General features: G+C 51.9%; 22 protein-coding genes and 1 pseudogene. 9 read left to right on the top strand and 14 right to left on the bottom strand.

Annotated elements, in window-relative coordinates; translation table 11 throughout:
- Nucleotides 1–31: 31 nt before the first annotated feature.
- Complete coding sequence (locus HMPREF2756_RS10270; RefSeq protein ID WP_070620887.1) at nucleotides 32–3862, bottom strand: multifunctional oxoglutarate decarboxylase/oxoglutarate dehydrogenase thiamine pyrophosphate-binding subunit/dihydrolipoyllysine-residue succinyltransferase subunit; 3831 nt, start codon at nucleotides 3860–3862, stop codon at nucleotides 32–34.
- Between the two features lie 365 nt (nucleotides 3863–4227).
- Here HMPREF2756_RS10270 and HMPREF2756_RS10265 point away from each other — a divergent pair, with 365 nt between their 5' ends.
- The 5 genes from HMPREF2756_RS10265 (at nucleotide 4228) to HMPREF2756_RS10245 (ending at nucleotide 9732) form a co-directional block, all read left to right on the top strand.
- On the top strand, nucleotides 4228–5580 hold the full coding sequence (locus HMPREF2756_RS10265; RefSeq protein ID WP_070620886.1) for a hemolysin family protein: 1353 nt from the start codon (nucleotides 4228–4230) through the stop codon (nucleotides 5578–5580).
- A complete protein-coding gene (locus HMPREF2756_RS10260) occupies nucleotides 5577–6671 on the top strand; it encodes a hemolysin family protein (protein WP_070620885.1) in 1095 nt (364 codons plus the stop codon). The genes HMPREF2756_RS10265 and HMPREF2756_RS10260 overlap by 4 nt, the downstream gene beginning before the upstream one ends.
- A gap of 158 nt (nucleotides 6672–6829) precedes the next feature.
- Entirely contained in the window at nucleotides 6830–7798 is a 969-nt protein-coding gene (locus HMPREF2756_RS10255; protein WP_238789001.1) for a metal ABC transporter solute-binding protein, Zn/Mn family, read from the top strand.
- Entirely contained in the window at nucleotides 7799–8785 is a 987-nt protein-coding gene (locus HMPREF2756_RS10250) for a metal ABC transporter ATP-binding protein (protein ID WP_070620884.1), read from the top strand.
- Nucleotides 8782–9732 carry a metal ABC transporter permease gene (locus HMPREF2756_RS10245; protein ID WP_070620882.1) on the top strand — a complete coding sequence of 317 codons (951 nt, stop codon included), beginning with the start codon at nucleotides 8782–8784 and terminating at the stop codon, nucleotides 9730–9732. The genes HMPREF2756_RS10250 and HMPREF2756_RS10245 overlap by 4 nt, the downstream gene beginning before the upstream one ends.
- Before the next feature lie 118 nt (nucleotides 9733–9850).
- Here HMPREF2756_RS10245 and HMPREF2756_RS10240 read toward each other — a convergent pair whose 3' ends face one another.
- Nucleotides 9851–10315 carry a Fur family transcriptional regulator gene (locus HMPREF2756_RS10240; protein ID WP_037231042.1) on the bottom strand — a complete coding sequence of 155 codons (465 nt, stop codon included), beginning with the start codon at nucleotides 10313–10315 and terminating at the stop codon, nucleotides 9851–9853.
- Nucleotides 10316–10508: 193 nt separating this feature from the next.
- Here HMPREF2756_RS10240 and HMPREF2756_RS10235 point away from each other — a divergent pair, with 193 nt between their 5' ends.
- Nucleotides 10509–11168, top strand: a complete 660-nt coding sequence (locus HMPREF2756_RS10235) for an MBL fold metallo-hydrolase (protein ID WP_070524250.1) — start codon at nucleotides 10509–10511, stop codon at nucleotides 11166–11168.
- Nucleotides 11169–11183: 15 nt separating this feature from the next.
- The gene (locus HMPREF2756_RS10230) at nucleotides 11184–11612 is read left to right on the top strand and encodes an HIT family protein (RefSeq protein ID WP_070620880.1); all 429 of its coding nucleotides are present in this window, start codon (nucleotides 11184–11186) and stop codon (nucleotides 11610–11612) included.
- Nucleotides 11613–11837: 225 nt separating this feature from the next.
- Here HMPREF2756_RS10230 and budA read toward each other — a convergent pair whose 3' ends face one another.
- From budA to glnA, 6 genes are all read right to left on the bottom strand, one after another.
- A complete protein-coding gene (gene budA / locus HMPREF2756_RS10225; protein WP_004004988.1) occupies nucleotides 11838–12587 on the bottom strand; it encodes an acetolactate decarboxylase in 750 nt (249 codons plus the stop codon).
- Between the two features lie 90 nt (nucleotides 12588–12677).
- Nucleotides 12678–13163, bottom strand: a complete 486-nt coding sequence (locus tag HMPREF2756_RS10220; RefSeq protein WP_070620878.1) for a GNAT family N-acetyltransferase — start codon at nucleotides 13161–13163, stop codon at nucleotides 12678–12680.
- A gap of 154 nt (nucleotides 13164–13317) precedes the next feature.
- Nucleotides 13318–13800 (bottom strand): GNAT family N-acetyltransferase, encoded by a 483-nt coding sequence (locus HMPREF2756_RS10215; protein WP_246825924.1) that lies wholly within the window; start codon nucleotides 13798–13800, stop codon nucleotides 13318–13320.
- 115 nt (nucleotides 13801–13915) lie between these two features.
- Complete coding sequence (locus HMPREF2756_RS10210; protein ID WP_070620876.1) at nucleotides 13916–14782, bottom strand: GRP family sugar transporter; 867 nt, start codon at nucleotides 14780–14782, stop codon at nucleotides 13916–13918.
- Nucleotides 14783–15005: 223 nt separating this feature from the next.
- On the bottom strand, nucleotides 15006–15521 hold the full coding sequence (locus HMPREF2756_RS10205) for a nuclear transport factor 2 family protein (protein ID WP_070620874.1): 516 nt from the start codon (nucleotides 15519–15521) through the stop codon (nucleotides 15006–15008).
- Between the two features lie 615 nt (nucleotides 15522–16136).
- Nucleotides 16137–17561 (bottom strand): type I glutamate--ammonia ligase, encoded by a 1425-nt coding sequence (gene glnA / locus HMPREF2756_RS10200; RefSeq protein WP_070620872.1) that lies wholly within the window; start codon nucleotides 17559–17561, stop codon nucleotides 16137–16139.
- A gap of 190 nt (nucleotides 17562–17751) precedes the next feature.
- On the opposite strand from glnA, the gene HMPREF2756_RS10195 reads away from it, so the two are divergent.
- On the top strand, nucleotides 17752–18201 hold the full coding sequence (locus HMPREF2756_RS10195; RefSeq protein ID WP_004004982.1) for an RDD family protein: 450 nt from the start codon (nucleotides 17752–17754) through the stop codon (nucleotides 18199–18201).
- A gap of 110 nt (nucleotides 18202–18311) precedes the next feature.
- Here the strand turns inward: HMPREF2756_RS10195 and HMPREF2756_RS10190 are convergent, their stop codons facing one another.
- The 3 genes and pseudogenes from HMPREF2756_RS10190 to lipB all read right to left on the bottom strand — a co-directional run.
- The gene (locus tag HMPREF2756_RS10190) at nucleotides 18312–19031 is read right to left on the bottom strand and encodes a DUF4191 domain-containing protein (protein WP_048753778.1); all 720 of its coding nucleotides are present in this window, start codon (nucleotides 19029–19031) and stop codon (nucleotides 18312–18314) included.
- A gap of 247 nt (nucleotides 19032–19278) precedes the next feature.
- Nucleotides 19279–20286 carry a lipoyl synthase gene (gene lipA, locus HMPREF2756_RS10185; protein ID WP_004004979.1) on the bottom strand — a complete coding sequence of 336 codons (1008 nt, stop codon included), beginning with the start codon at nucleotides 20284–20286 and terminating at the stop codon, nucleotides 19279–19281.
- A 208-nt stretch (nucleotides 20287–20494) separates the two neighbouring features.
- A pseudogene (gene lipB / locus HMPREF2756_RS10180) lies at nucleotides 20495–21202 on the bottom strand (lipoyl(octanoyl) transferase LipB); the annotation flags it as partial.
- A gap of 563 nt (nucleotides 21203–21765) precedes the next feature.
- On the opposite strand from lipB, the gene HMPREF2756_RS10175 reads away from it, so the two are divergent.
- A complete protein-coding gene (locus tag HMPREF2756_RS10175) occupies nucleotides 21766–22845 on the top strand; it encodes a hypothetical protein (RefSeq protein ID WP_246825923.1) in 1080 nt (359 codons plus the stop codon).
- A 144-nt stretch (nucleotides 22846–22989) separates the two neighbouring features.
- Here HMPREF2756_RS10175 and HMPREF2756_RS10170 read toward each other — a convergent pair whose 3' ends face one another.
- The 3 genes from HMPREF2756_RS10170 to lpdA all read right to left on the bottom strand — a co-directional run bounded on the left by HMPREF2756_RS10170 (nucleotide 22990) and on the right by lpdA (nucleotide 26706).
- A complete protein-coding gene (locus HMPREF2756_RS10170; RefSeq protein ID WP_070620868.1) occupies nucleotides 22990–23337 on the bottom strand; it encodes a hypothetical protein in 348 nt (115 codons plus the stop codon).
- A gap of 149 nt (nucleotides 23338–23486) precedes the next feature.
- Nucleotides 23487–25157, bottom strand: coding sequence for a 2-oxoglutarate dehydrogenase, E2 component, dihydrolipoamide succinyltransferase (sucB, locus tag HMPREF2756_RS10165; protein ID WP_070620866.1), 1671 nt, complete (start codon nucleotides 25155–25157; stop codon nucleotides 23487–23489).
- 166 nt (nucleotides 25158–25323) lie between these two features.
- Nucleotides 25324–26706, bottom strand: a complete 1383-nt coding sequence (lpdA, locus tag HMPREF2756_RS10160) for a dihydrolipoyl dehydrogenase (protein ID WP_004004973.1) — start codon at nucleotides 26704–26706, stop codon at nucleotides 25324–25326.
- Between the last annotated feature and the right edge of the window lie 66 nt (nucleotides 26707–26772).

Genomic DNA, 26772 nt, shown 5'->3' with positions numbered 1-26772 from the left:
GGTTGTGATGGGGCTTTACCCCACAAAGGATTTAGCCTTCGAAGACCTGCTTCATCAGTGCCTCAGCTTCAGCGGCATGGCGTTTACCCGTACCTGCTGCGGGAGATGCCGACGCAGGGCGGGATACCAAACGCATCCGGTAGTCAATAAGTGGCAGCAGGTTCAAAGCCATAAACGGCCACTGACCCTGGTTAGCGGGCTCATCCTGTGCCCATACAATATCGGTGGCGTTCGAGTACAAATCCAGCTGTGCCTTGACCTCTGCCTCGGGCAGGGGGTAAAGCTGCTCAACGGAGACGATAGCGGTTTTCGTATCACCGCGCTTTGCGCGCTCAGCCTCAAGATCGTAGTAGAGACGACCAGAGACAAAGACTACACGCTCAACTTGAGCCGGAGTAACACCGGAACGATCGCCAATAACGGGCTGGAACGATCCCTCCGTGAAGTCCTCAATTGAGGATGAGGCAGCCTTCAAACGCAAGAGCTGTTTAGGGCTAATAACCACAAGCGGCTTATACGGGCGGTGCTGTGCGTGACGACGCAACAGGTGGAAATACGATGCCGGGGTAGAAGGCACAGCAACCGTCATATTGTTTTCAGCGCACAACTGCAGGTACCGCTCTATACGTGCTGATGAGTGGTCCGGGCCCTGCCCCTCATAACCGTGGGGGAGCAGAAGAACCAGCGAAGAACGCTGACCCCACTTCTGTTCAGACGATGACACGAACTCGTCGATAATCGTCTGGGCACCGTTCGCAAAGTCACCGAACTGGGCCTCCCACACCACCATCGAATCGGGACGTTCAACCGAGTATCCATACTCGAAGCCTATGACACCGTACTCAGACAGAAGTGAATTGTAGATACGCAGCTTGCCCTGATGATCCGAGAGATGCTGCAGCGGTGACCATTCGTCATCAGTGAGATGATCATGCAGCACCGCGTGACGCTGCACAAAGGTACCGCGTTGAACGTCTTGGCCGCTCATACGCACATCGGTGCCTTCCATGAGCAGAGAGCCAAAGGCCAGAAGCTCGCCCATGCCCCAATTGACCTTGCCGTTTGTGCCCATCTCAACGCGCTGTTCACACAGTTTCTTGAGCTTCTTGTGAACCGTGAAACCCTCGGGAACTTCACCGAATGCTTTTGCGATGTGCTCGAAGGTATCGCGAGAGATCGCGGTGTTACCGCCATGAACAATTTCGGTGCTCTGCTGAGAAGCCGGCAGCTCAAGTCCAGCGACATTGGGGGTCTCGGGAGCGGGTACGGCCGCTTGGGTCTCGCTGAAGATCGCATCCAGCTTCGAGTGGTATGCACTCAATGCCTCATCCGCTTCTTCCTGGGTGATATCGCCGCGACCCACCAGAGCCTCTGCATATTTGGTGCGGGTCGAAGGCATATTATCAATCACCTGGTACATCTTCGGCTGAGTCATCGACGGGTCATCAGCCTCGTTGTGACCACGGCGACGGTAGCAGAGCAAATCAATTACGGCATCGCGGCCAAAGCGCTCGCGATACTCGAATGCGAGACGACCTGCCCGAACTACGGCCTCGGGGTCGTCGGCGTTTACATGGAAGACAGGTGCCTTGGTCATCCGAGCAATATCGGTTGCGTTGGTGGCGGTACGGCCATCCTTCGGAGATGTCGTGAAGCCGATCTGGTTATTCACCACGATGTGTACGGTACCGCCGGTAGTGTAGCCACGCAGATTAGCCATCTGCAAGGTTTCCATGACGATACCTTGTGCGGCAAACGCGGCGTCACCATGAATCAAGATGGGCAGAATGGGATGACCTTCGATACCCTGGTCGTTAAGAACATCCTGCTTGGCGCGCACGATGCCTTCTAGAACGGTGTTAACAGCCTCCAAATGTGAAGGATTAGCAGCTAAATACACCTGAGTCTGCTTGCCTGAGGTAGAGGTGAACATACCCTCGGTGCCAAGGTGGTATTTCACATCGCCAGAACCACCTTCATATGGTGCCGCAGTACCGCTGAACTCACGGAAAATCTGGGCGTAAGACTTACCCGCGATGTTGGTCAGAACATTGAGGCGGCCACGATGCGCCATACCGATGGCGACCCCGTGCATATCGTTATCTGCCGCCTTGTTGATGATCGCATCCAGCAGAGGAATGAGCGACTCTCCGCCTTCGAGTGAGAAACGCTTCTGACCCAGGTACTTGGTCTGCAGGAAGGTCTCAAAGGCCTCGGCCTCAACAAGCTTCTCCAGAACATGCATCAGACGTTCGCGGCTAGGCTTGCTGTAGCCATGCTCCAGCTTCTCTTGGAACCATTCACGGGCTTTACGGTCTTCCATGTACATGTACTCGACCGCGAGAGTACCCGCATATGCCTCACGTAGACGCGCCAGAATAGTACGCAAAGGAAGCTGTTCTTTGTCGCCAAACCCTCCCGTAGGCCATACTCGATCCAGATCCCACAGAGTCAGACCGTAGCTTTCTACGTTCAAATCGGGGTTTGAATGTAGCTGGTAGCCCACTGGGTTGGTGCGGGCGATAAGGTGACCGTGCACGCGGTACGCGTGGATAAGCTGCTGAATGCGGGCGACCTTAGAAACCTCAGTATCAGGATTAACCTGATTATCCTGGCTCCATCGAACAGGTTCGAAGGGAATTTGAATAGCCTGGAAGATTTCGTCATAGAATCCTTCGGCGCCTAAGAGGTAGCTCTCTACTATCTTAAGGAATTCGCCGGAACCAGCACCTTGAATAACGCGGTGGTCATAGGTGCTCGTAAGGGTAATAATCTTGGAAATAGCGTGCTGGGCTACCATCGTCTCCGCCACGCCGCGGAACTCAGCAGGGTATTCAAGAGCACCCACACCGATAATTGCGGCCTGCCCTTTCGAAAGACGAGGAACAGAGTGTACGGTACCGATACCGCCAGGGTTCGTGAGAGTAACCGTAGTTCCCTGGAAATCTTCCAGCCCAAGCTGACCTGCACGACCACGTTTGACGATATCGTCGTAGGCCTGCCAGAACTCCAAGAAGCTCAAGGTCTGTGCACCCTTGATATTCGGAACCACGAGGTTGCGGGAGCCATCAGGGCGGGGCAGATCGATAGCCAGACCGAAGTTCACGTTCGCATTGTGAATAGCAATCGGTTTGCCTTTTTCATCATGACCGTAGGTGACGTTCATTGAAGGCATGGCAGCGAGCGCACGAATAACGGCGTACCCAATGATGTGCGTGAAAGAAATCTTGCCGCCGCGGGTTCGAGCCAAATAAGCGTTGATGGCAGAACGGTTTTCAATCAGCAGCTTAGCTGGTACCGCGCGCACCGTCGTAGCGGTTGGAACGGTGAGCGAGTCTTCCATGTTGGCGGCAACAGCTTTAGCCGGTCCGCGTAAGGGCACAATTTTATCTTCTACAGGTTCCACGTTTTCTGCCTTTGATGAGGTTTTAGGAGCGGGCGATGCTGTCGACTTTGTTGGTGCGGCAGGCTGAGGCTCCGGGGTAGTAATAGATGCTGCAGCGGCTGGAGCAGAAGGTATCGCCTCGGCTTTTTGGATAGCTGTTACCGGGGCGGAGGCCGTCGGAGTTCCTTGAAGGGCCTTATCAATGGACTGAAAAATGGGCCACCACGAAGGATCCACGAGATTTTTGTCTTGCTGATAACGTTCATATTGTTCTTCGACGAACCATTCGTTACCGGCAAATTCCTCAGGTACCAGGTGATCTGGCAGATTTGGCACTGTAAACGCCTCTTCCTTGACTGTGAATTTATCCGTCGCGTCCGGAGAAATCCGGCACAGACGACCCGCATCTTCGAGGGGCGAATCATCACGCTGAGTATAAGTTGGCTTTGTGTGTGCCTCTTCAAGTCTCGCACACATTGCGGACTGCAAGAGCTGCAGCGCACCAAATACTCTATAACCTAGTTTAGTGAGAATTCACCCGAACTTTCCAGCTGAACCCGGCGGATACGGTGAGTTGTTCTTCACGGGAACACGCTTGTAGGAAGGCAAAACATGCCTTGAGGGTGGGTAAGTTCTGCGAGATATTGTGCTCATGGGAGCTTATGCATCTCTGTTTTACATTGATATCTAAAGGAAAGCGTAGCGACCACTGCAAAATTGCCTTAAACATTCGCTAGAATATGGGCTATGGATGACCCCTTCAGTTACCCCAATACAGACTGTCGAATATTACACTTTTATGACGCTCGTCGTCCTGATGACGTTGGGTGCGCGGTGAACGCATGAACTTTATACTTCTTGCTCTCGGCATCGCACTCATTCTAGGAACCGGTTTCTTCGTAGCTGTCGAATTCTCACTTGTGGCGCTTGAGACCGCGACCGTGTATCAAGAACGGGAAAAAGGTGATACTCGCGCTAACGCCGTTCTTCAATGCTTACGTACTCTCTCAACACAGCTTTCAAGTTGCCAAATTGGTATTACGATCACGACTCTGCTCACGGGGTACACACTCGACGCTTCCATTAATGCGTTAACCGCTGGATTTATCTCTTCGTGGGGTCTTCCTAGGGCTGTAACTTCCACCCTGACCCTTGTGCTTGCTATGGGAATTGCCACCCTGCTATCGATGCTCCTCGGTGAACTGGTGCCTAAAGGCCTTGCGATCGCTGAACCCTACCGGGTGGCGCGGCAAGTCGCGCCTGCGCAGCTTATATTTACGCGCATTATGAAACCTGTGGTCGTCGTGATGAACGGGTCTGCCAATAGAATTCTTCGTCTCTTCGGCATGGAGGCTCAGGAGGAACTTTCTGCTGCCCGCAGTCCCGAAGAGCTTTCGGCAATGGTGCGTCGCTCTGCGGAGCAGGGAACCTTGGATTCAGATACGGCTCGATTTGTGGATCGCACGCTTAGTTTTGCTGAACTTACCGCTTCCGAGGTGATGACTCCGCGAGGGTGGGTTACGATGCTCGAAGATACGGCGCCCGTAACAGAGGTTATAGAGCAGGCCCGTGCGACCGGGCATTCGCGTTTTCCTCTCTATCGTGGAGATCATGACAATATTGTGGGCGTTATCCATGTGAAGAAAGCTGTCGGGGTTCCAACCGATGTGCGTGAAACCCTGGAAGCCGGTGCATTGGCTGATGACGTGCTGCAGGTTCCTGAAACGCTGCACGTGGATGCGCTTCTTACTCAGCTGCGTGAAGGAGCATTACAACTTGCCGTCGTCCTCGACGAATACGGCGGAACATCGGGAATTGTGACTCTTGAAGACCTTGTTGAAGAAATTGTGGGCGAGGTATCCGATGAGCACGATCAAGGGCGAACGGAACGGCCTCTACGTTTTGGTAACGGCGACTGGGTGTTCTCAGGCTTGCGTCGCCCGAATGAGGTTAACGAATTTATTCCCGGTGTCATTGCCGAGCATCCTTCTTACGAAACCGTGGGCGGTTTTATGATGGAGCAGCTGGGGCGCATACCTGAACAGGGTGACCAGGTACCGATCCCTGGCGGTATTCTGCGTGTAGACCATGTTGAGGGGCGCCGGGTAGACCGCATCCGCTTTATTCCCGACAGCATCGGGGAAGGACTCGTATCGCAGCCAGCGGTTTTGCAGAATCGGCAGGTGCGCTCATGAATGACTGGATAGCTATAGCACTCCTCGTTATTTTGCTTATCGGCAATGCATTTTTTGTCGCAGGTGAATTTGCCATCATGTCTACCCGCCGAGCCCAAATAGAACCCCTGGCGGATGGGGGAAATAAACGTGCAAAAGTGGTGCTCTACGCACTGGAACGCGTTTCTCTGATGTTGGCTACCTGCCAGTTGGGTATTACGATTTGTTCTCTGCTGATTCTGAACGTTTCCGAACCTGCTCTGCACCATCTGCTGGGGGCACCTTTAGAGTTACTTGGTCTTCCGCACGCCACGGTCGATATTCTTGCCTTCGTCGTTACCCTTATCGTGGTGACGTATCTGCACGTTATTTTTGGTGAAATGGTGCCGAAAAATGCTGCGGTTACTCTAGCAGCGCGCGGTATTGCCCTGTGGATTGTTCCTACGTTGGTACGGGTTTCGCATGTTTTTGCTCCCATCGTGGCGTTTCTCAACGGTATGTCAAATATGCTTTTACGCCGTATGCGGGTGGATATTAAAGACGAGGTCGCCTCTACCTTTACACTAGGCGAGCTGCAGTCTATCGTTGCCCAATCCACGGCAGAAGGCACCGTCGAGGACGATGCCGGCGTTATCGGCGGCGCTCTCGAATTTAGCGGGAAGCATGTTTCTGAGATTATGGTAAGTCGGGACAACGTGCATACACTGCCCTTCGGATGTACTCCGGCAGAGGTAGAACACGCCGTAGCACGTACCGGATATTCTCGTTTTCCCGTCCACGATGAAGCCGGAATCTATATGGGGTACCTGCACCTCAAGGATGCCCTAGACGTAGCCCCTGAACGCACAGACCAGCCCTTTCCCTGGTACAAACTGCGGTCTTTGACCGTTCTAACACCGACGACCGAAATTGACGATGCGCTCGCCACCATGCAGCAGAATCGCTCACACCTGGCGCAGGTCGTAGACACTTCGGGCACATTATTAGGTGTGGTCTTTATGGAAGATGTGATCGAAGAACTTGTGGGCGAAATTCGTGATACGACACAGGACTCGAAGCGGCGTAAAGCCGGCACATCGCACTCTGAAGGGATAAGCCAAGATGAACAATAAAGAGTTGTTTATACGTTATATGGCGTGTTTTAGTGGTAATGCATCAGCAAACCCGGCGCGTCGTAATTGAAAATCGTTTTCACCTTGCGTAGCCTGGTAAAACTCGCTCGGAAAATATTCGCGCCGCAGTCGAAAGAAGAAATAACATGAAAAAACTCATGAGCACCATAACGGTATTGGCTGGAGTATCTCTCATGGTGAGTGGCTGCTCAACCGCTAACTCGGGTTCCAACGGGTCATCAGGCAACGACGGCGGGAAAGTAAAAGTTGTTGCAACCACTGACGTTTATGCCGATATTGTCAAGCAGGTGGGAGGGGACAACGTAGACGTTACCCCTATTATTGCGTCAACTAGCACTGACCCTCACTCCTATGAAGCAACCGCAGCAGACCGTGTTAAAACGAAGGACGCAGGTCTTGTTGTCGTCAATGGAGGCGGCTACGACCAGTTCCTTGAAGATATGGCAGGTAAAGACAATAGCTCACAGAAGGTTGTCAATGCCGTCAAGCTGAGCGGGAAACTAACTGACAGCGAATATGATCATCTCGCCGAAGACCACAAGGACGGTCACCATGATCATGAAGACGGTGAAGAACATAAACACGCCCACGAGTTTAACGAGCACCTTTGGTACGACTTCGACACCATGAAGAAAGTTGCCACCGAAGTAGCAGAAGACTTGGCACAGCTGGATTCCGCGCACGCGGACTCCTACCGTGAAAATGCTAAGAAACTCGGCACAGAACTTGATACTCTGGACTCCTCAGCGAAGAAGATTAACGGTAAGGGCAAGAAATATATTTCAACCGAACCTGTGCCGGATTACCTGATTGCCTCCACGGGTGCAGAGAATGCAACCCCTGAGGAATTCGCGGAATCTATCGAAGCTGAGAAAGACGTTCCGGCACTTGTGCTTAAGGAAACCCAAGATTTGGTGACTGAGAAGCAGGTCTCCCTGGTGGCATACAATGAGCAAACCGAAACCTCACAGACCAAAGAGGTGCTTCAAACGGCTAAAGACGCGGGGGTTGCCCATGTTTCCTTTACCGAAACTCTCCCCGAAAACACCGATTACCTGTCGTGGATGAAGACGAACGTTTCAAATCTCGAAAAGGCACTTTCCTAAGTGAAAAATACGACACCGTCAGGCACCCCCGTGATAGAAATACGCGGGGGTAGCCTCGCTTTTGGAACCCGTATCCTTTGGAATGACCTCAACCTGTCCATTGCTCAAGGAGAATATTTCGCGGTCCTTGGGCCGAACGGTTCCGGAAAATCTACATTCCTCAAAGTAGCCCTCGGACTCACCGTGATGAATACCGGCACGATCTCTGTTCTGGGCAAACCAGCTCGCGCCGGAAACCCCGGCGTAGGCTACATTCCCCAGCAAAAAGCAATCGACCCATCAACCCCGATGCGTGCCCGCGACCTCGTTGGCCTGGGCATCGACGGCCACCGCTGGGGAATCCGGTTGGGCAGCAGAAAGTATCGTGCAAAAGTCAATGAACTCTTAGAGGCCGTCGGCGCTTTAGAATACGCCAATGTTCCGGTTGGTCTGCTTTCAGGGGGCGAACAGCAGCGACTGCGCATAGCCCAAGCTCTCGCGAATAACCCCCAAATGCTGCTTGCTGATGAAGCTCTTCTCTCTCTCGACCTGAACCATCAATACGCGGTTGCTGATCTGATTCATCGGTTTAACCGCGATCAGGGTGGCTCTGTTATCTTCGTAACTCACGAGATTAACCCCATCATTGAGCATGTTGATCGCGTCTTATATCTCGCCAACGGGCGATTTACCGTAGGAACTGTACCCGAGGTCATGAACAGCGAAACCCTGAGCGATCTTTACGGAACCCCCATCAACGTGCTGAAATCTAACGGGCGCTACGTTGTGGTAGGGGAGACCCATGCCAGCGACCATTGCAATGTGGTAGGTGGGGAGCAGAACGTTCATGGTGCGCATCAGGACCTTCGAGAAATTGCAGTCGAGACGGATCATGATGCATCCTCGGGCAAACCGGTCAAAACCGCGAGCGCGGCGGGTGCCCTAGAAGATTCTTCTAATACTACGAAATATCACGCCGAGCACAAGGGCGGAGGGACACCCCAATGATTCTTTCCACAGTAATCTCTCCGGTGCTTGCGGCAAGCCAGCAACAGAACGATTTACTCTCGCGGATTTTCGTTTTCGACCGATACAGCGAACTAGTTCAGCTGTTGCAGAACTCTATTCTTGCGGGTGCAGTCCTCGGTATTATCGGCGGTTTCGTCGGCATGTTTGTTATGATGCGCGATCATGCCTTCGCCGTGCACGGTGTATCTGAAATGTCGTTTGCGGGCGCCGCGCTGGCACTTCTGCTGGGGTACGATGTCATTACCGGGTCAATGATTGGGTCCATTATCTCCGCCTTGCTGATCGGCATGATGGGCGTGAAGAAAAGCGAATCAAACTCGGTCATTGGTGCCCTCATGCCCTTTGGCTTGGGTTTAGGCATTCTCTTTCTCTCGCTCTACCAGGGCAGGAGCGCCAATAAATTCTCGCTTTTAACCGGTCAGATTGTTTCGGTTGACGGCGATCAGCTGAACGCCATGATCGCTGGAGCCATCGTAATTATCGCAATCCTGACTCTGATCTGGCGGCCACTGAGCTTCGCTTCACTCGATCCCGAAGTGGCCCAGGCAAAAGGCGTTCCTATGCGTACCCTATCCCTGGTCTTTATGGTGGTTCTGGGTATCGCTGTAGCGCTTTCGGTTCAGGTCGTTGGCTCCCTGCTGGTGCTGGCCCTCTTGATTACTCCGTCTGCCGCAGCGCTTCAGGTGACTGCATCCCCGCTTAAAGCGCTTATTCTCTCGGTGATTTTTGCGGAACTGGCTATTGTGGGCGGTATTTTGCTTGCGCTTGCCGGTTCGCTACCGATTAGCCCTTATGTCACCAGTGTCTCCTTCGTAATTTATATTATCTGCCGCATTATTGGCGGAATTAGGAGGCGGCACAGTGCATCGGGTCGCATCGCCCGTCAGACACAGGAGGATGCACATCATCACCCTGCGAGCGTCTAGTAGCGACTCTTTCTAGAGAATCTTAAAGTCTGTTGCCCACAACTCAACCAAGAGTTGTGGGCAACAGACTTTAAGAGTAGTGCATACTCTGCGGGATGAACCAGGATTCAGGTCTTATTTACTGGCGCCCCGTCAACCGATTTTCTTCATCACGGAGTTCCAGAGTGCATTCAGGGCAGTAGCCGGTAACTTCAACTACATGCTCCAATTCCGAGAACCCGTATTTTTTCCCCATATCAAGAGCCCAATCCTCAATAGCGGGTGCCTCAAGCTCCACGGCCTTACCGCAACGGCGGCACAGAAGATGATGATGGTGCGTATCGCCTTGACAATGACGGTAAAGTGACTCGCCTTCGACACCCTTCACGACATCCAGTTCTCCCGAATTAGCGAGAGACTGGAGCACACGGTAGGTCGTCGCCAAAGACACCTGCTCTTTACGGTTAGCTAGGGTGAGGTGCAAATCCTGCGCCGAAATAAAATCGCCCAGTTCGGCCATCGTGGCCTTGATAATGCGGCGCTGCTTGGTGTTGCGCGCCTCTGCCTGTTTCACGATCTTGCGGACGGGAATATGAGTATCCAAAACATAACCTTCCGGGTGGGGCACACCCAAGTAGTATGCGGGTTTGTGAGCCTTTTTAATGACTCTACACTAAAATTTTGCATATCAAGTGCGAGTTATTAATTCTCTCACGTGGTGAAAATTCTAGATTACCCTGTAGTTAGCCATGGTACAGCACTAGAGCAGGCTCGATTCTGGCGAGTAGACTGGAACCATGGAACTGACAAAATATACCCATTCAAGTGTGCGGATGGAGCACGACGGTCATGTACTAGTGTTTGACCCCGGAAATTTCGCGCCTGAGGGAGAACATGCTCAGCTGCTTGATGGCGCGGACTACCTCTTGATTACACACGAGCATCCCGATCATTTCGATGCCGATCGTGTGCTGCCTTTGATCGCCGAAAAGCCACAGTTACGTATTTGGGCGCCGCAAGCTGTCGCAGAGAAAATTCTTGATACCGCGCCAAACGCCCACGTCACCGTTGTATCGGCAGATAGCGAATTTTCGGTGCCCGGTTTTGATGTACAGACCTTTGGCGGTCAGCACGCGCTGATTCACCCTTTGATCCCTACGATCGCCAATATTGGATACCTCATTAACGGTGTTGTGTACCACCCCGGTGATTCCCTCGTGGTGCCACATGGCGTGAAAGCTCCTCATGTGTTGGTGCCGGTGCACGCGCCCTGGAGCAAGGTTCAAGAAGTTATCGATTTTGTGATCGCGGTGGGAGCACGGCATGCGTACCCCATTCACAATGGCATGATTAATGAGAATGGTACGGGAATTATCGAGGGTTTGATTACTACCTTTAGCAACAAGTACGGTACCGAATATTCGCATCTAAACCCCGGTGACACGGTCAAGTTCTAGATTTTGGAGGATAGAGTGAGCAGTATTTTTACCAAGATTATTGACGGCGAGATTCCGGGCCGTTTTGTCTGGAAAGATGAGAAATGCGTGGCGTTTATGGATATTCAGCCGGCATCGCACGGGCATCTGCTTGTGGTTCCGCGTGAAGAGATTGACCGTTGGCCCGAGCTTCCGGCGGAGCTTGCAGCGCATCTTTTCGCAGTAGCACATAAGATTTCCGGTGCGCTAGATCGAGCTTTCGATAAAGACCGGGTGGCGCTTATGATTGCCGGGTTCGATGTGCCACACACGCATATTCATCTGTTCCCAGCGGATAGTATGGCGGAATATGACCCGGCGAATGCGCTCGCTAACGTGACTGCCGAGGAACTGGATGCTGACGCGGAGGCGGTGCGTACCGCCTTGCGCGACCTCGGACACGGTGAATTTGTGCCGGAGGCTTAGGAGAGCCTGATCCTCTTAATATTCCGTTTCACCACAGACATGGAAAAGTGCCTTTATTCAGATAAAGGCACTTTTCCATGTCTGTGGTGAGCATGATGTACAGCTTGCCCCTCAGCGGTACGCTTTGAACGGTGCATGCTGCCCTGTTGCTGCTGTGAAACAGGCAAATGCCTCCGCATACTCGCAAAAAAAGTATTCGGAGGCTCGCCATCGCCGTAGGTAGGTTTAGTGTTTTTCCGCCTTTGAGATCTGATCTGCCAAATCTTCGGGGGAGAGGTTGGCGGAAGAGAACTCGGGAGTCAGCGGCAGATGCAGCTGTAAACCGGTACCGGGGCAGATTTCTACGTTTGCTGACTTTAATTTGAAATCGACTACATGTCCGCCATGAGTACGGTCATCGTCAATAAAGTGGGCGTGGCACCCCGGAACGGAAATGCCCTGCTCATAGATGGGGGTACGGAAACCCACAATCGTTCCTGTCAGATTATCGAACTGAACGATATCCTCATTCTCGGTTGCGTCCACCATCTTCGGGTAGGGCTTTTCCTGCTTGACCACGGTACGAGTACGAACCCACTCAAACTCGCCATAAATCTTGATAGCGTACATGTAGTTCTTTGACACCGTAAAATTATCGAGAACCTGTGAGGTGGAGGTGCGCAGCATATTTTGCGGAAGCTCACGACGGATCATGGGTACGAAGTTTGTGACCACTGCATATGGGGTTCGATCAGTAAGCTGGGGGATAGAAACCGAGCCGTCATGGCGCACCTGGTAACAATCGCCGTCGAGCACCACCATCTCCCCATCAAGGCCGTTAAAAGTTCCTACCCCAAAGTTACCGTGGCTCAACAGTTCACCAATTGTCATTTCGCCGTCGTACACGCCGTCGAGCAGCTGCGACATAAGACCGGTCTGGAAGACCTCGTTGCGGAATACGGTTTCTCCATTGAGCTGAGTCGGCTGATATGCCATCGTTTTACCTTCCATCGCGTATATTTGACTACACCATCATTCTACGCCGCATATTCCAAATGCCGTGTTTGTATATAAAATATGCCCATGCTAGAGATCGAGTACCATTTCAATGTGCTTGATTCCAGCTTCCTGATAGGGTTCACCGCGAGCCACAAAACCGACCGCCCCATAGTAGGTATCTCTTAAATATGCTTGCGCGCTAATCACAATCTGCCGTGCAGATGTGTTCGTGCGAATCCAGTCAATGGCCGCGTGTAAAAGTTTGCGTCCTAGCCCATTTCCGCGTACTTCTTGACGTACCGCAACACGACCCAGCGTCCATGCATCTGCGATGGTGCGGTGATTACCGTCATTTACATGTTCCAGATCAAACATGCGCAGATACGCGAGTACACGACCAGAATCATCAGCGGAAAAGAAATGGACGCATTCAAAATCGCTTTCATCAGCCTCGGGCTCAGTAATCTTCTGCCCCGCAGTAAAAACCAGGGTGCGTGTTATATGAATCTGCTGAAGTTCATGCGGTGTGAGCTCATCAAATAGTTTGGCCGTAAAACCGGGAGAGGAAGTCATGAATCCTGCTTGTCTGACGAACGGTCTGTTGAGAGCGGGCGGGCATATAATGCGTAAAAACCTACACTACTAGAGGCACATATCCGGCACTGTAGTTTCCTAAAACTTGCCCGTCCCGCATCATTCGTGGATGCGCTAGTGCTCAATCGCCGGATTAGCGCTGCAAATCGAGCACCATCTCGACATGCTCGATTCCAGACTCCATATAGTGCTCACCGCGCTCAACAAACCCCTCAGGACTGTAGTAGGTATCTTTCAGATATGCTTGAGCGGCGATCACGATTTCTTTTGCGTCCGTGTTATTCCGGATCCATTCCAAGGCTGCGTGTAAAAGCTTGCGTCCCAGACCGGTACCGCGTGCATCTGGGTGAACTGCCACACGACCGAATGTCCACGCGCCCGGAATGTAGCGGTGGCGTGCATCCTGAACCTTCTCAAGATCGAATAGACGCAGATACGCGAGCACTTTTTCCGAATCGTCCTCATTCACCATATGGATGCATTCGAAATCAGCGTCATCAGGCTCCTGATCAGTTGATTGCTGACCCACTGTGAACACCAGCGAACGAATAATATGAATCTGCTGCAACTCGTGAGCGGTCAGCTCGTCAAAATGCTTGGCGATGAATTTGGACACGGGCTCTCCTGCGTTGGTCATATCGGTGAAAAGACAGTTCTCATTATTCTAACGTGATGTGTGCGAATCACACGAAATCTAGAGAATATACGGTGAAAATGTGCGGCGTGTACAGCTAAAGCGTACCAATAAGAACGCCGCCAATAACTACGAGGGCGAGTCCTCCTAACACATACAGCAGCTCCAGCCTCGTTTTCTTCTCGCCCAGTAGTAAGATACTGCCCAGAGTGGAGATAATAACGTTCATCTGTGAGAGTGTAAACCCGCTGGCAACACCGTTGCGATGCGGCTCAATAGACACTAGGTAGGCTAACGCAGCACCCGAGAAAATCACGCCACAGATAATGTTCTGTAAAGACTTCTTATCCCAAGGGCGGGTACCGTCACGGGTCAGCATAGACATCGTGATAGCTGCTACCACCATACCCACTGATTGGGGCAGGAATTTATACCACCCGTCTACACTCACATAGTTGGGAAAGAACGAATATCCAACATATCCGATGGTAGAAATTAAGAGTGTGATAATACCGGCCCGCATATTCCCGCCAGACTGTGGGTCAGGATTCTCTTGCTTCGTGGTCATCCAAATACCGATGATAATGAGCGCCAGAGCCACTGCACCGATAATCTTAGCTTGAACGGTACCCCAGTCACCGAACGCCACCACGCCCATCAGCGAAGTACCTACCAGCTGCATACCAGTCGATAAAGGCATGGTTTGAGAAACACCGATCTGGGTAAACGCGCGATATTGGTTCATCTGCCCGAACGCCCAGCTTGCCCCCGAGAGGAAGCACAGAAAAAACGCCCAAGCGTCAAGGCGAATTGGGAAGAAAAGCAGGGAAGTCGCGATACCCACGAGGAGCACGCCCGTTGTGGTACCCATAATTTGCTGAGTCGGTTTACCGCCGATTTTAGATACGCACAGCGGCAGAATGCCCCAGAATAGCGCGGGGATAAGACCGATAAGTATATTCATGGAAATTATTTCCTTAGGCATTATGAGAACACAGAATATACAGCTGTTCCGTGGAAAGAATAGTAAATTACCATTTTAGAAACGTCTATAACGCTGTAAGCTCACTCCAGCTTATCTTGTTTTTATAAAATTCGAGCCCTGTAGGTAAACATCCTGTTTGAGATCTTAAAACAGAAGATGCCCTCCTTACATAAGGGCATCTTTAGGATAGCTCGGTCGAGCTTTAAGACCATAGGGAGGCGACAGTCTTCGTAAAGTGCGTACCATCGGGGTGTATCTGCGATACAAGCTGGAGATTCCAGGTTCCATCGCTCCCATTAATATTTGCGGTCGTGCGCGTGCGTGCTACGAGCTGAGCTCCATTGTCACTTCGTTCCACGCGAGCAGATATTACCTCAATATTGCTGTAGGACATAGTTTTGTCGGCAACCGACTGTACCCACTCATCGCGAGTCTGGATTTGGCCTGTGATGTGGGTGAGTGTAGCATCCTCAGTGAGAGTGGAACGGAGAGACTCGGTGTCAGCATCCATCATCGCCATAAACATACGCTCTTGTGTGCGAATAGGCTGCTCATCGGAACCTGTATAGGGCTCGCCTGGTGCAGAGGGTAATAGCTGGTCATTCTTATATAGTGCTTCATCGGATGACAGCGAGCTGGAAGCGCAACCTACGAAAGTTGCAACTGCTGTAAGACCAGCTGATAGACATACAGTACGGCGTGATAGTACATGCGACACGTCAAACTCCTTTAGAACGTGGAGGCAGTAATCCCCTAAGAACTTACTTGCGGCTTCATCATACGTGAAGGTTAAGCCTTAATTCCAGATTTTGTAAGTATTCCACATTATGGCCACTGAGGGAATCAAGTACCTTGTGGAGCTGTTCTTTCTGAGTGGGGAAACTTGCGAATAGGTCTATCTTCTCAGTGTTTACTAGTTAAGGAAGGCTACTATGCTAGGCAATGCCGCAGTGTATTGTCAATATGAAAGCACAACCGGAATATACAAATTCTGGAAAGGTTAGTATGTGTATGCTCGCCATGAGCATAATCTATGATGAAGCAAAGGCAGATAAAAAACTATAAGAATATCTAAAAATTATTATAAATCTAATAAATATGCTTGTCAGAGGTCATATTCTTAAACTCTCAGGACCTGTCATTATGAGTTTTTGATATGCACATATATCGGACATTAGGTTCCGTTACGCTAGAAAAAAGAGAGCTCTTTTGCTCTATTTATATCTTAGGGTCAGAGATGCAGACCTAGCTTCTATGACAAAGATATTAACGAGAATGCTCCATACCCTCATTATATGAGAACATGGAGCATTCTAACTTCTGCAACTAACGGTTAGACACCGTAGTACAGCTGGTATTCCAGCGGGTGAGGAATCAATGAGAGCGGTTCAAGCTCATTGGTGCGCTTGTAATCGATCCACGCCTGAATAAGATCCTCGGTGAATACACCGCCTTCGAGCAGGAAGTCGTGGTCTGCCTCAAGCGCGGCCAGCGCTTCCTCAAGGTTAGCGGGGGCCTTCTTGATATCCTTGGCCTCTTCGGCGGGCAGCTCGTATAGATCCTTGTCGATCGGTGCTGGTGGCTCAATACGGTTGCGAATACCATCCAAACCGGCCATAAGCTGAGCCGAGAACGCGAAATAGGGGTTACATGAGGGGTCAGGGGCACGGAACTCCAGGCGCTTAGCTTTCGGGTTGGCGCCAGTAATCGGAATGCGAATACCGGCAGAGCGGTTACCCTGCGAGTACACCATATTCACGGGGGCCTCGTAGCCAGGCACAAGGCGCTTGTAGGAGTTAACGGTCGGGTTGGTAAACGCCAGCACAGCGGAGGAATGCTCAATCAGACCGCCGATGTACCAGCGAGCGATATCGGAGAGGTTTGCGTACCCACGCTCATCGTAAAAGAGTGGCTCGCCGCCTAACCACAGTGACTGGTGGCAATGCATCCCCGAACCGTTATCGCCGAAGACAGGTTTCGGCATGAAAGTCACAGACTTGCCCCACTCATCGGCGGTGTTCTTGATAACGTACTTAAACTTCAGCAGGTCGTCGGCGGCATTGGTGAGGGTTGAGAACTTGTAGTTGATCTCTGCCTGTCCAGGGGAACCGACCTCGTGATGGCTGCGCTCAACTTCGAGCCCAACCTGATCCATCGCTACGCACATAGCATCACGCAGATCGGCTTGCTTATCGACAGGGGAGACCGGGAAATAACCGCCCTTGATAGGGGTCTTATTACCAAGATTGCCGCCTTCTTCCTTGCGGCCGGTGTTCCAATATGCTTCATCGGAATCGATTTTATAGAACACGGAATTGGGCTCTACCTGGTAACGGACATCCTCAAAGACGAAGAACTCGGCTTCAGAAGCAAAGAACGCGGTATCGGCAACACCTGTGGACTGCAAGTATGCTTCAGCGCGTTCGGCTACACCGCGAGGGTCACGGTGGTAGGGCTCACCGGTGCGGGGATTCACGATAGAGCAGATAATAACAAGGGTTTTTTCAAGACGGAAAGGATCAACATACGCCGACTTAACATCAGGAATAAGCTGCATATCAGACTCGGCAATGCCCTGGAAACCACGAATAGACGAGCCATCGAAAAGCTGACCGTTGACGAAGAAATCCTCGTCGATCGCCTTCGCCGGAAGGTTGAAGTGCTGCTGCACCCCGGGCATATCGGTGAATCGAATGTCGACGAAGACAATTTCGTCGCTCGTAATAAAATCGAGAACTTCTTGGGGACTGGTAAACATACGGACTGCTCCTCGTGGTGTTTTGTCCTTGGTGTCTGGTGTGGCGCCCAGTTTATGAGTTGTGCACCACTATCTAGCATAGGGGGTATTTTTTGCTCTGTCGTGTCTATTATGTTTCGGTAGTGTTACAAAGTTGCAGATGTGGTAGGGTGGCGTACGTTTAGGAAAGAGATACAGGATAATAGAAGCCATGATTGAACGTGACGATCTTGGGTCGTGGATCAATGGCGCGCCCAGTAACCAAAAATACCCCGGAGAGATCATGGGGAGACCAGAAACAGGACCTGGTGCTATAGCCCGTCCAATGCGCCGCCTCTTAGGTTTCATCATAGATTGGTATCTATGCTTGGGTCTTGCGTTTCTGCTAGTCGGAGGCCAAAACGTACAAATACATGGTCTAACGACACTAGGAATTTTTCTGCTGTACCTGATCGTGCTCGTGGGATTTATGGGGCACACTCTGGGGCATTTTCTGGTTGGAGTCCAGGTGCAAACTCTAGATGGCAGGCCCGCTGGTTGGAAGCGAGCCCTTATCCGAGCTGTGCTGACCATGCTGGTGTTGCCCACCGTAATTTTGGATGCGAATTCACGCGGTCTTCACGATCGCGCGGCAGGAACTATACTTGTGCGCATCCGCTAGATGCGAACTGTATTGCCGGAGAGCTTATATTGTTTTCCGGGTATTAGACAGAAAAGCTGAGCCCCGACCTCACCATGATGTCGGGGCTCAACCATAGGATGTACCGTTTCTTAACGCCCACGCATTGCGCGACGATCGGGGCGCACACGGTTCGGGTCTATACCCTTTGGAATGCTGTTCATGGGGTTACGCACATGGTTGAGGGTACTAAGACGATTAGAAACTCCCTGAACTTCTTGCTGAGTCAGGGCTTTAGGCAGCTTGTTCATAGTCTTGACGACATCTTTCAACTCAACCTGATTTTCGTCGTGACCGGTCTCAATCACGTGTACGGGAACACCGGGAACTACGCGGTTAAGATGTTTCTTCTCATTTTTCACAAGGTTCTGCACACGAGATGACGGGCCCTCGGTTACCAGCACAATCCCCGGCTTACCGAGACCACGAAAAACAAGATCCTGATTGCGGTTCGCAGCTACAGGCTGCTCTTCCACAATCCAGCCACGGCGCACGGAGTTCATGGCGGCACCCGCACGCCCAGGTTGTCCTTCGATCTGCGTGAATGCTGCTTTTTGCGCGCGACGACCCAGAATAATCATGGCGGCAAGAACGCCAACCGCAAGACCAAGAATAATAAAAGTGATGATGTTGTTGAGTAACGCTCCGATCAGGACAAAAACAAGCAGGGTAACGACCACTGCAAGAAGCAGAATCCACCCGATATTCGGGTCAGATTTTTTGGTCATCTGGTAGACCTGCTTCATCTGGGCAAACGTACCCGGAGATTTATCTTTCTTCTGCTTTTTCTTCTCTTCGCGCTTTTCTGCCACGGTGCTTCCTCTGGACAACGGGTAGGAAAATGCAGTATAAGACTGCAGTATTTATTCTATCTTAGATTGTTCTTGACCTGGATGCCCGTGCATTCTCCTAAGGAAAAACTCACCTAACAGCCAAACCCGGCAAATGTGTCTAAAGTTTGGCACTCGTTGGGGTAAACAAAGTTCCCCGATTCGTAACCTTTAGGAAGAAACGAGCCGGGGAACCTTCTAAATCTATGTCTCTGCGGACTGAACTATTCTAGAAACCCGCTGCGACGAGGGAAGAAGCCTCTTGCAAAGCCGCACCACCATCTTCGATATGCGCAAGGTTTTCTGGAATCTCATAGCCGTTCTTCTTCATCGCGCGTGCCCACAGACGACCGGCACGATATGAGGACCGAACCATCGGACCAGCCATAACGCCAGCAAAACCGATGGATTCTGCCATAGCTGAGAACTCCAGGAATTCGGCGGGCTTCACCCAACGCTCAATGGGATGGAAAAGGGGACCGGGGCGCAGATACTGAGTCAGGGTGATAATATCGCATCCGGCGTCGTACAGATCGCAGAGCGCCTCGTAAATCTCATCGTTAGTTTCACCCATACCCAGAATCAGGTTGGACTTCGTGACCATGCCAGCCTCTTTACCCTGGGTGATCACATCGAGTGATCGCTCATAACGGAATGCCGGGCGGATCTGCTTAAAGATACGCGGCACAGTCTCTAAGTTGTGCGCAAAAACCTCTGGACGTGCATCAATGACTTTCTGCACATGCTCTGGCTTACCCTTGAAATCAGGGATCAGCATCTCAACACCGGTATTGGGGCACATCTTGTGAATCTGACGTGTAGTCTCTGCGTAGAGCCAGGCACCGCCGTCTTCAAGATCGTCACGTGCCACACCAGTCACCGTGGCATAACGCAAACCCATAACCTTAACATTTTTAGCGACTTTGAAGGGCTCAGCGTAATCAACTGCAGCAGGTTTACCAGTCGCAATATTGCAGAAATCGCAGCGGCGAGTGCATTCGGAACCGCCAATAAGGTAGGTTGCCTCGCGGTCTTCCCAACACTCGTAGATATTAGGACAGCCAGCTTCCTCACACACTGTATGAAGCCCCTGGCCCCGGGCCAGTTCCTTCATTTCATTGTATTCAGGCCCCACAACGGCTTTGGTCTTAATCCAGTGAGGCTTCTTCTCGATGGGAACCTCAGCATTGCGAGCCTCGACGCGCAGCAGCTTGCGGCCTTCAGGCTTAATGCTCATGTGTGTTGCTCCTTCTAACTGGATGCGCCCTCGGTTTAAAACGGGCTGAAACCTATTTTACGCCCGCATCGTGCAGGCGAAAAACACTGTGGCGTGGATTATGGTTTATTTGTCTTTAAGTCTTGTTTACGCACACAAATCTCTATTCGGATTACCCGCCGAATATCGATAAGCGGCACTGACAAGGTGAAATACTTGAGCCTTGTGGCTACGCAGCCGTCTCGTGTGCCACCTTGTGCTCCTGCGGAACAAGGGGTTCAAAAGGCATCGCCAAACGATCCTGATATTTGATGAGCTCACGCTCAAGGGGCCCTAGAATATCTGCCGGGGTTACTGTACGACCGAGCTGCTCTGAGATTGTTGTGACACCAGCATCCGTAATACCGCAGGGAATGAACTGCATGAACGGCGCGGTCTCATTGCAGCAGTTAATGGCGAACCCGTGCATTGTGGTTTGCTTTGAAACGCGAATCCCAATAGCGGCGATTTTCTTATCCGGTGTAATACCATCGCCCAGAATCCATACGCCACTGCGCCCTTCCACTCGTTCGCCTTTGATGCCAAGCTGAGCGAGCACATTCATAATAATTTCTTCTAGGAGGCGCACATACGCTACCACGTCAAGAGGTTCAGGAAGTTTCAGAATGGGATACCCGGTCAGTTGGCCGGGACCATGCCACGTAAGTTTTCCGCCGCGGTCAATTTTCACGACTGGAGTTGAACGGTCTGTGGGGTACTCATGATCTTCAGTGCGCTTGCCAGCCGTAATCACGGGCTCATGTTCGAGCAGAAGAATAGTGTTTTGCCGAGCGCGTGCCGCTACCTCTGCATGAAGGCGAGATTGCATATCAAGGCTCTCAACATAATTCACATAGTCAGGGGCAAACCCCACACGTTCAAGTATTACGGACATAGCTTCTACCTTAGTACCGGAACGACCACGATAAAAATTAGGGCTTCCTGATTACACGTGCTCTGGGCCGCAGCATCGCTCTAGGAAAACAACTCGTACTTTGTATGACAGATTATGACGTCATAAACAAGGCAGAAGGCGAGCAGAAACGCGTTATACAGCATGAAAATCGCTAAAAACCTTGTTCCTGTGGATAACTTTCACGGTGCTTTTCTAAAATCCGGTACATCTAGAGTATGAACACCGATAGCATCACATACCTTGAAAATCTTCACGAAGAACCAAACCTGAGTATTTGGACAGTTAAGATACATGCAAATAGAGATTCATCGGTTAAGAATCGTATACTTCCCAAACAATTAGCCCCGGGGCTTTACACCCTTGCGATAAGTCATGATTCTCAGCAAATACCATCGCACCAGATTAAAAAACTTTGCGGTTTACCACCCTTACCCGGTGTCGCCACTGTACTAGCCGTAACGCGGGACGAAAGGCAATCGTCTGGCACAGAGACAGGAACTTATTATTGGTACGAACCGGTTGAGGCAGGATCACTCGAATCCCTTGTGCAGGCACGTGGAACCTTACCGCTCGCCGAGGTTGCGACCTTGGCACACCACATAGGATGGGGTCTCAAGAGCTTACACGCAGCGCATATCTATCCTGAGCATCTAGAGCCTCAGCACGTGATGGTAACCGTTGCTGGACTCCCCGAGTTTCTTTGTCTGCCCAGTTCTGTCAAAGCGAGTAAACGCCAGCCGGATGAACATGAACATGTCGGAGTTCATGATTTTGTGGCTCTTCTGTGGTATGCGCTCACCGGAGAGTCGCCTCGGCAGACTCATCAACGCATTCCGCTGCCGCTCCTTGCCGATGTACCGCAGACATTGGGAACCGAGCTTGAGCGTCTGCTTGATGATCCTAAGGCTACTGTACAGGAGGTTCTTGACGCATTCAGCGCATTCCAAACGCAGCCTCTTAACGCTTATACCAGCGCGCCTGAGTCAGTACGGTCTAAACTCCCTGTTGCTTCGCGAGAACCGAATACCGTTAAAAGCACTAAGACCCTGCCCAAGGTTAGACATCAGAACGCTCAGAAACTTATAGGGAAGAGTACTTTCAAAGTTGGGCATAGCCGTGGGCGTTCAAAGGTTCGTAATTTTACGACCCGCAAACTTATGATTCTGGGGGTTGGGAGTCTCATAATCTTAGGAGCTGGAGCAATAGCCGGGGCAATCTGGGTTCCGGAAGCCATGCATCATCATGATTCTTACAGTACTCAGCCTGCCGTCGTGAACTCTCCGCAGGATGAGCAGGCTATTCTCACTCAGGTTATAGAGGAGCGCAATCAGTCGTTGAGCTCCCAGGGGGCGGCGACGCTGAAACTGCGCTCATTGACCCGTATTCTGCACAGAGACTCTGACTCTTTAGGAATAACCGCAGAAGTAGAGTCGCCCGGATACGCCCCAACGGATGCGGAGCAGAAAGAATCCGGTGTTCACCTTGTGGACGGTGTGCCGGTGCAGACAGTTATCTTTGAGCTGCATTGCGACGAGGGGGTATGGCGTATTGTCACGGCAACACCAGTCACGGATGAAACACCCAACGAGCCCGATGTGCAGCCTACGGTCGTCCGTGAGCCGTGAATAAAAATAACCACCAGGGGAGAGCTGCATATAGATGAGGTAGCTGCGAGTTCAAGCGTACAGCTCTTAAAAACATATCCCCGGTAGGACTATAAAAACTACCGGGAACATGGGCAAGAGCATTGTGCCGAAGTGAAGAGCTGTTTAGTGCCAGATGGTGGCAACGGCAACATTAATGACGGCAAGACCGCCCACTGCATGCGCTAAGCCTGTTGAAATTGGTTCTCCCGCCTTGTACTTGCGTTGACCGATGAATGCGGCAGCAGCAATGCTCAATGCAATAAGAATTTTAACCGCAATTTTGACGTGGTTAGGACTGCCGGTAACCTCAGCAATTCCTACCAGGAGTAAGCCCGTTACGAGCATCAGAAGCGATGCGTGAAACTGCCCGGGCAGAACTTTAGGTGTGCGAAAATGAGCAATCCAGAGCCCAATAATAATCGCGGCACCTATGATGTGCAAAAACACAAGAACGTTGTTGAGAAGAAACATAGCTAATATTCTGACACTCTGTCACTATAATGTCTACTTTAATAAAAACTCGGCATAACTACGGAGAATAAAAAATAAAAAAAGGGGTGCGTTGGCTTATGCGCCAACACACCCCTTGAAACACGATGCTACATCATGCCAGGACCCCTTTAGAGACCGAGCTCAGCCTCAAAGTTTGCCTCTTCCAGGCGAGTCTTGAGGGTGTACAGGAAGCGACCTGCATCCGCACCATCGACCACGCGGTGATCGTAGGTGAGGGAGAGGTAGCACATGGAGCGAATCGCAATTGAATCGTTGCCATCAACGTCCTTAACCACCATGGGGCGCTTCACGATGGAGCCGGTACCCAAGATCGCCACGTTCGGCTGATTGATAATCGGGGTATCAAACAGAGCCCCAAAGGAACCGATGTTGGTGATGGTAAAGGTGGAGCCGGTCAGCTCTTCGGGAGCAATGTCGCCGGTGCGTGCACGTCCGCCCAAGTCGCCAATTGCCTTAGCCAAGCCAGCGATGCCGAGATCTGATGCGTTCTTGATAACGGGAACGAGCAGACCCTTGGGGGTATCTACAGCGATTGCGATATTCTCGGAATCGGGGTAGGTAATCTGCTTCAGATCCTCGGTCATGGAAGCGTTCAGGGCGGGGTGCTGCTGCAGGGCCTCGGTTACAGCCTGTGCGAAGAACGGCAGGAAGGTCAGCTTTGCGCCCTCACGAGCGAGGAAGCCGTCCTTAGCCTTGCCACGCAGCTGTGCTACACGGGTCATATCCACTTCGGTAACCTGAGTCAGCTGAGTGGAAATATCGAGGGACTCACGCATACGTTTTGCAATAACCTGGCGGATACGTGCGGTCTTCTCAACGGTACCGCGCTTGGTCGAAACCTCAAAGGTATGTGCTGCCTTGGGAGCACCGTCTGCGGCGGGAGCTGCCGATGCAGCGGGAGCAGCAGGAGCAGTCGAGCCCTTAGCGTCAATAGCTGCCTGAACATCCTGCTTGCGGATACGACCGCCTACGCCGGTGCCCTTCACAGTGGACAGGTCAATACCATTGTCTTTGGCGAGCTTACGAACCAGCGGGGTTACGTATGCTTCGCCATCGGCGGCGGGAGCCGCCGGGGTAGCGGGGGTGTCGGGTGCAGAAGCAGGAGCTGCAGGCGCAGCGGGAGTTGCAGGAGCCGGTGCTGCCGCAGCAGGTGCGGGGGCGGCCGGTGCAGCAGGCGCAGCTGCGGCGGAAGAATCACCAATGATGGCGAGAACCTGGCCGACCTCTGCTTCCTCGTCTTCTGGAATCCGAATTTCGAGCAGGGTACCTGCCACGGGCGAAGGAATCTCGGTATCGACCTTATCGGTAGAAACCTCTACGAGAGGTTCGTCTACCTCGACCTGCTCACCAACTTCCTTCAGCCAGCGGGTCACGGTACCCTCTGTGACAGACTCGCCCAATGCGGGAAGAGTTACTTCCTGACCGGAGGCAGAGCCAGCAGCGGGCGCCGCAGCGGCTGCGGGTGCCTCAGGAGCGGCAGGGGCGGATGCTGCAGGAGCCTCGGCAGTGGGCGCGGCAGGTGCAGCTGCGGGAGCACTGGAACCATCGCCAATGACAACGAGAGCAGCGCCAACCTCAACATCTTCGTCTTCTTCCACCAAGATCTGCTCAACAACGCCTGCTACGGGCGAGGGGATCTCGGTGTCGACCTTATCGGTAGAAACCTCGACAATAGGATCGTCCACAGCTACAGTGTCGCCGACAGCTACAAGCCAGCGGGTCACGGTGCCTTCGGTCACGGATTCGCCCAATGCGGGCAATTCTACGGTGTGGGACATATCTCTTCCCATTCTCCTTGTGAATGTTTGAACTAGAAAAACTTTTACTGGGCAAGGCCACCCGCGCATAATTTTCGTGTGATAACAAAACATGGGGTAACTCTCTGCCCTGGTGATAGGGCATCTCAGTCTATTGTGACATACCCATAATTTGATAAGGCGATAATTAGCCGTGTAGCGGGGTACCGTTCAGAGCCATGGCAGCCTCACCCAAAGACTCATTCTGAGTCGGATGAGCGTGGATAAACTTAGCAACATCCTCGGGGAATGCTTCCCAATCAACCCACATCTGAGCTTCGCCGATCTGCTCGCCCATACGCTTACCGATAGCATGAACGCCTACGATCGGACCGTCCTTTTCACGCACGACCTTGACGATGCCGGAAGCACCCAAAATTGAGGACTTGCCATTACCAGCTAGGTTGTATTCGGCAACTTCAACATTGTCCTCACCGAATTTCTCCTTCGCTTTCGGCTCGGAGTAACCCACAGAAGCAATCTCAGGATCGCAAAAGGTCACCTTCGGAATATTAACATCGGGAACAACGGTGGGGTTCAAACCAGCAATTTCTTCGGCAACAAAGATGCCCTGCTGGTAACCACGGTGTGCAAGCTGAACGCCAGGAACAATGTCACCCACAGCATAGATATTTCCAACACCGGTGTGCAGGCGCTCGTTAGCAAGCACGAAGCCACGATCCATGGGGATACCTTGCTCTTCGTAACCCATATTTGCAGTGTTGGGGCCACGGCCAACAGCAACGAGCACGATGTCGGCCTCAAATACCTTACCGTCTGCCAGGGTTACCTTTGCACCGTTAGCGTCCTGCTCAACCTTCTCAAAGAAAGTACCAGTATTGAACTTGATGCCGCGCTTCTTGAAGGCACGCTCAAGAACCTTGATGATGGCGGGATCTTCGTTCGGAACGAGGTTGGGCAAACCCTCGATAATAGTGACGTCTACACCCATAGCTTTCCACATGGAGGCAAACTCACAGCCAATGACGCCGCCTCCGAGAACGATAGCGCTCTTCGGCAGGTAGTCCATTTCAAGAGCCTCGGTGGAGGTCAGAACTCGACCTTCAATAGGCAGGCCAAAAGTCTTAGAAATAGAGCCGGAAGCAAGAATAATATTCTTGCCCTTGTAATCCGTACCGTTGACGGTCACGGTATCTTGAGCGGTCAGCTTGCCTTCACCAGCGATAACCTCTACGCCCTTCATCTTCAAAAGACCGGAGAGACCCTTGAATTTACCCGCGACAATACCATCTTTGTAATCGCGTACCTTACCCATTTCGATGGACTCTAGGGTGGCGTTTACGCCTACTTTAGAGGCTTCACGAGCGTCCTCCGCCAATTCTGCGGCGTGTAGGTATGCCTTCGTCGGAATACAACCGGTGTGCAGGCAGGTGCCGCCTACTTTTTCCTTTTCAACGAGGCCAACGGTAAAACCCAGCTGGCGCGCACGCAGAGCGGCAGAGTAACCAGCGGAACCGCCGCCAAGGATGAGGATGTCGAATTCTTGAGCCACGATGTTGCTCCCTTGCATAGATTGTGGGGCTGTAACCCCGGTGCAATGCGTTCTTTATCTATATTGCTTTTCTGTCAAACAGCA

Origin of the sequence: Rothia sp. HMSC067H10 (assembly GCF_001810635.1) — a bacterium.
In the GTDB taxonomy this organism is placed as follows: Bacteria; Actinomycetota; Actinomycetes; order Actinomycetales; family Micrococcaceae; genus Rothia; species Rothia dentocariosa.
Note: the sequence above shows the minus strand (reverse complement) of the source record. Positions and strands in the feature narration are given on the sequence as shown.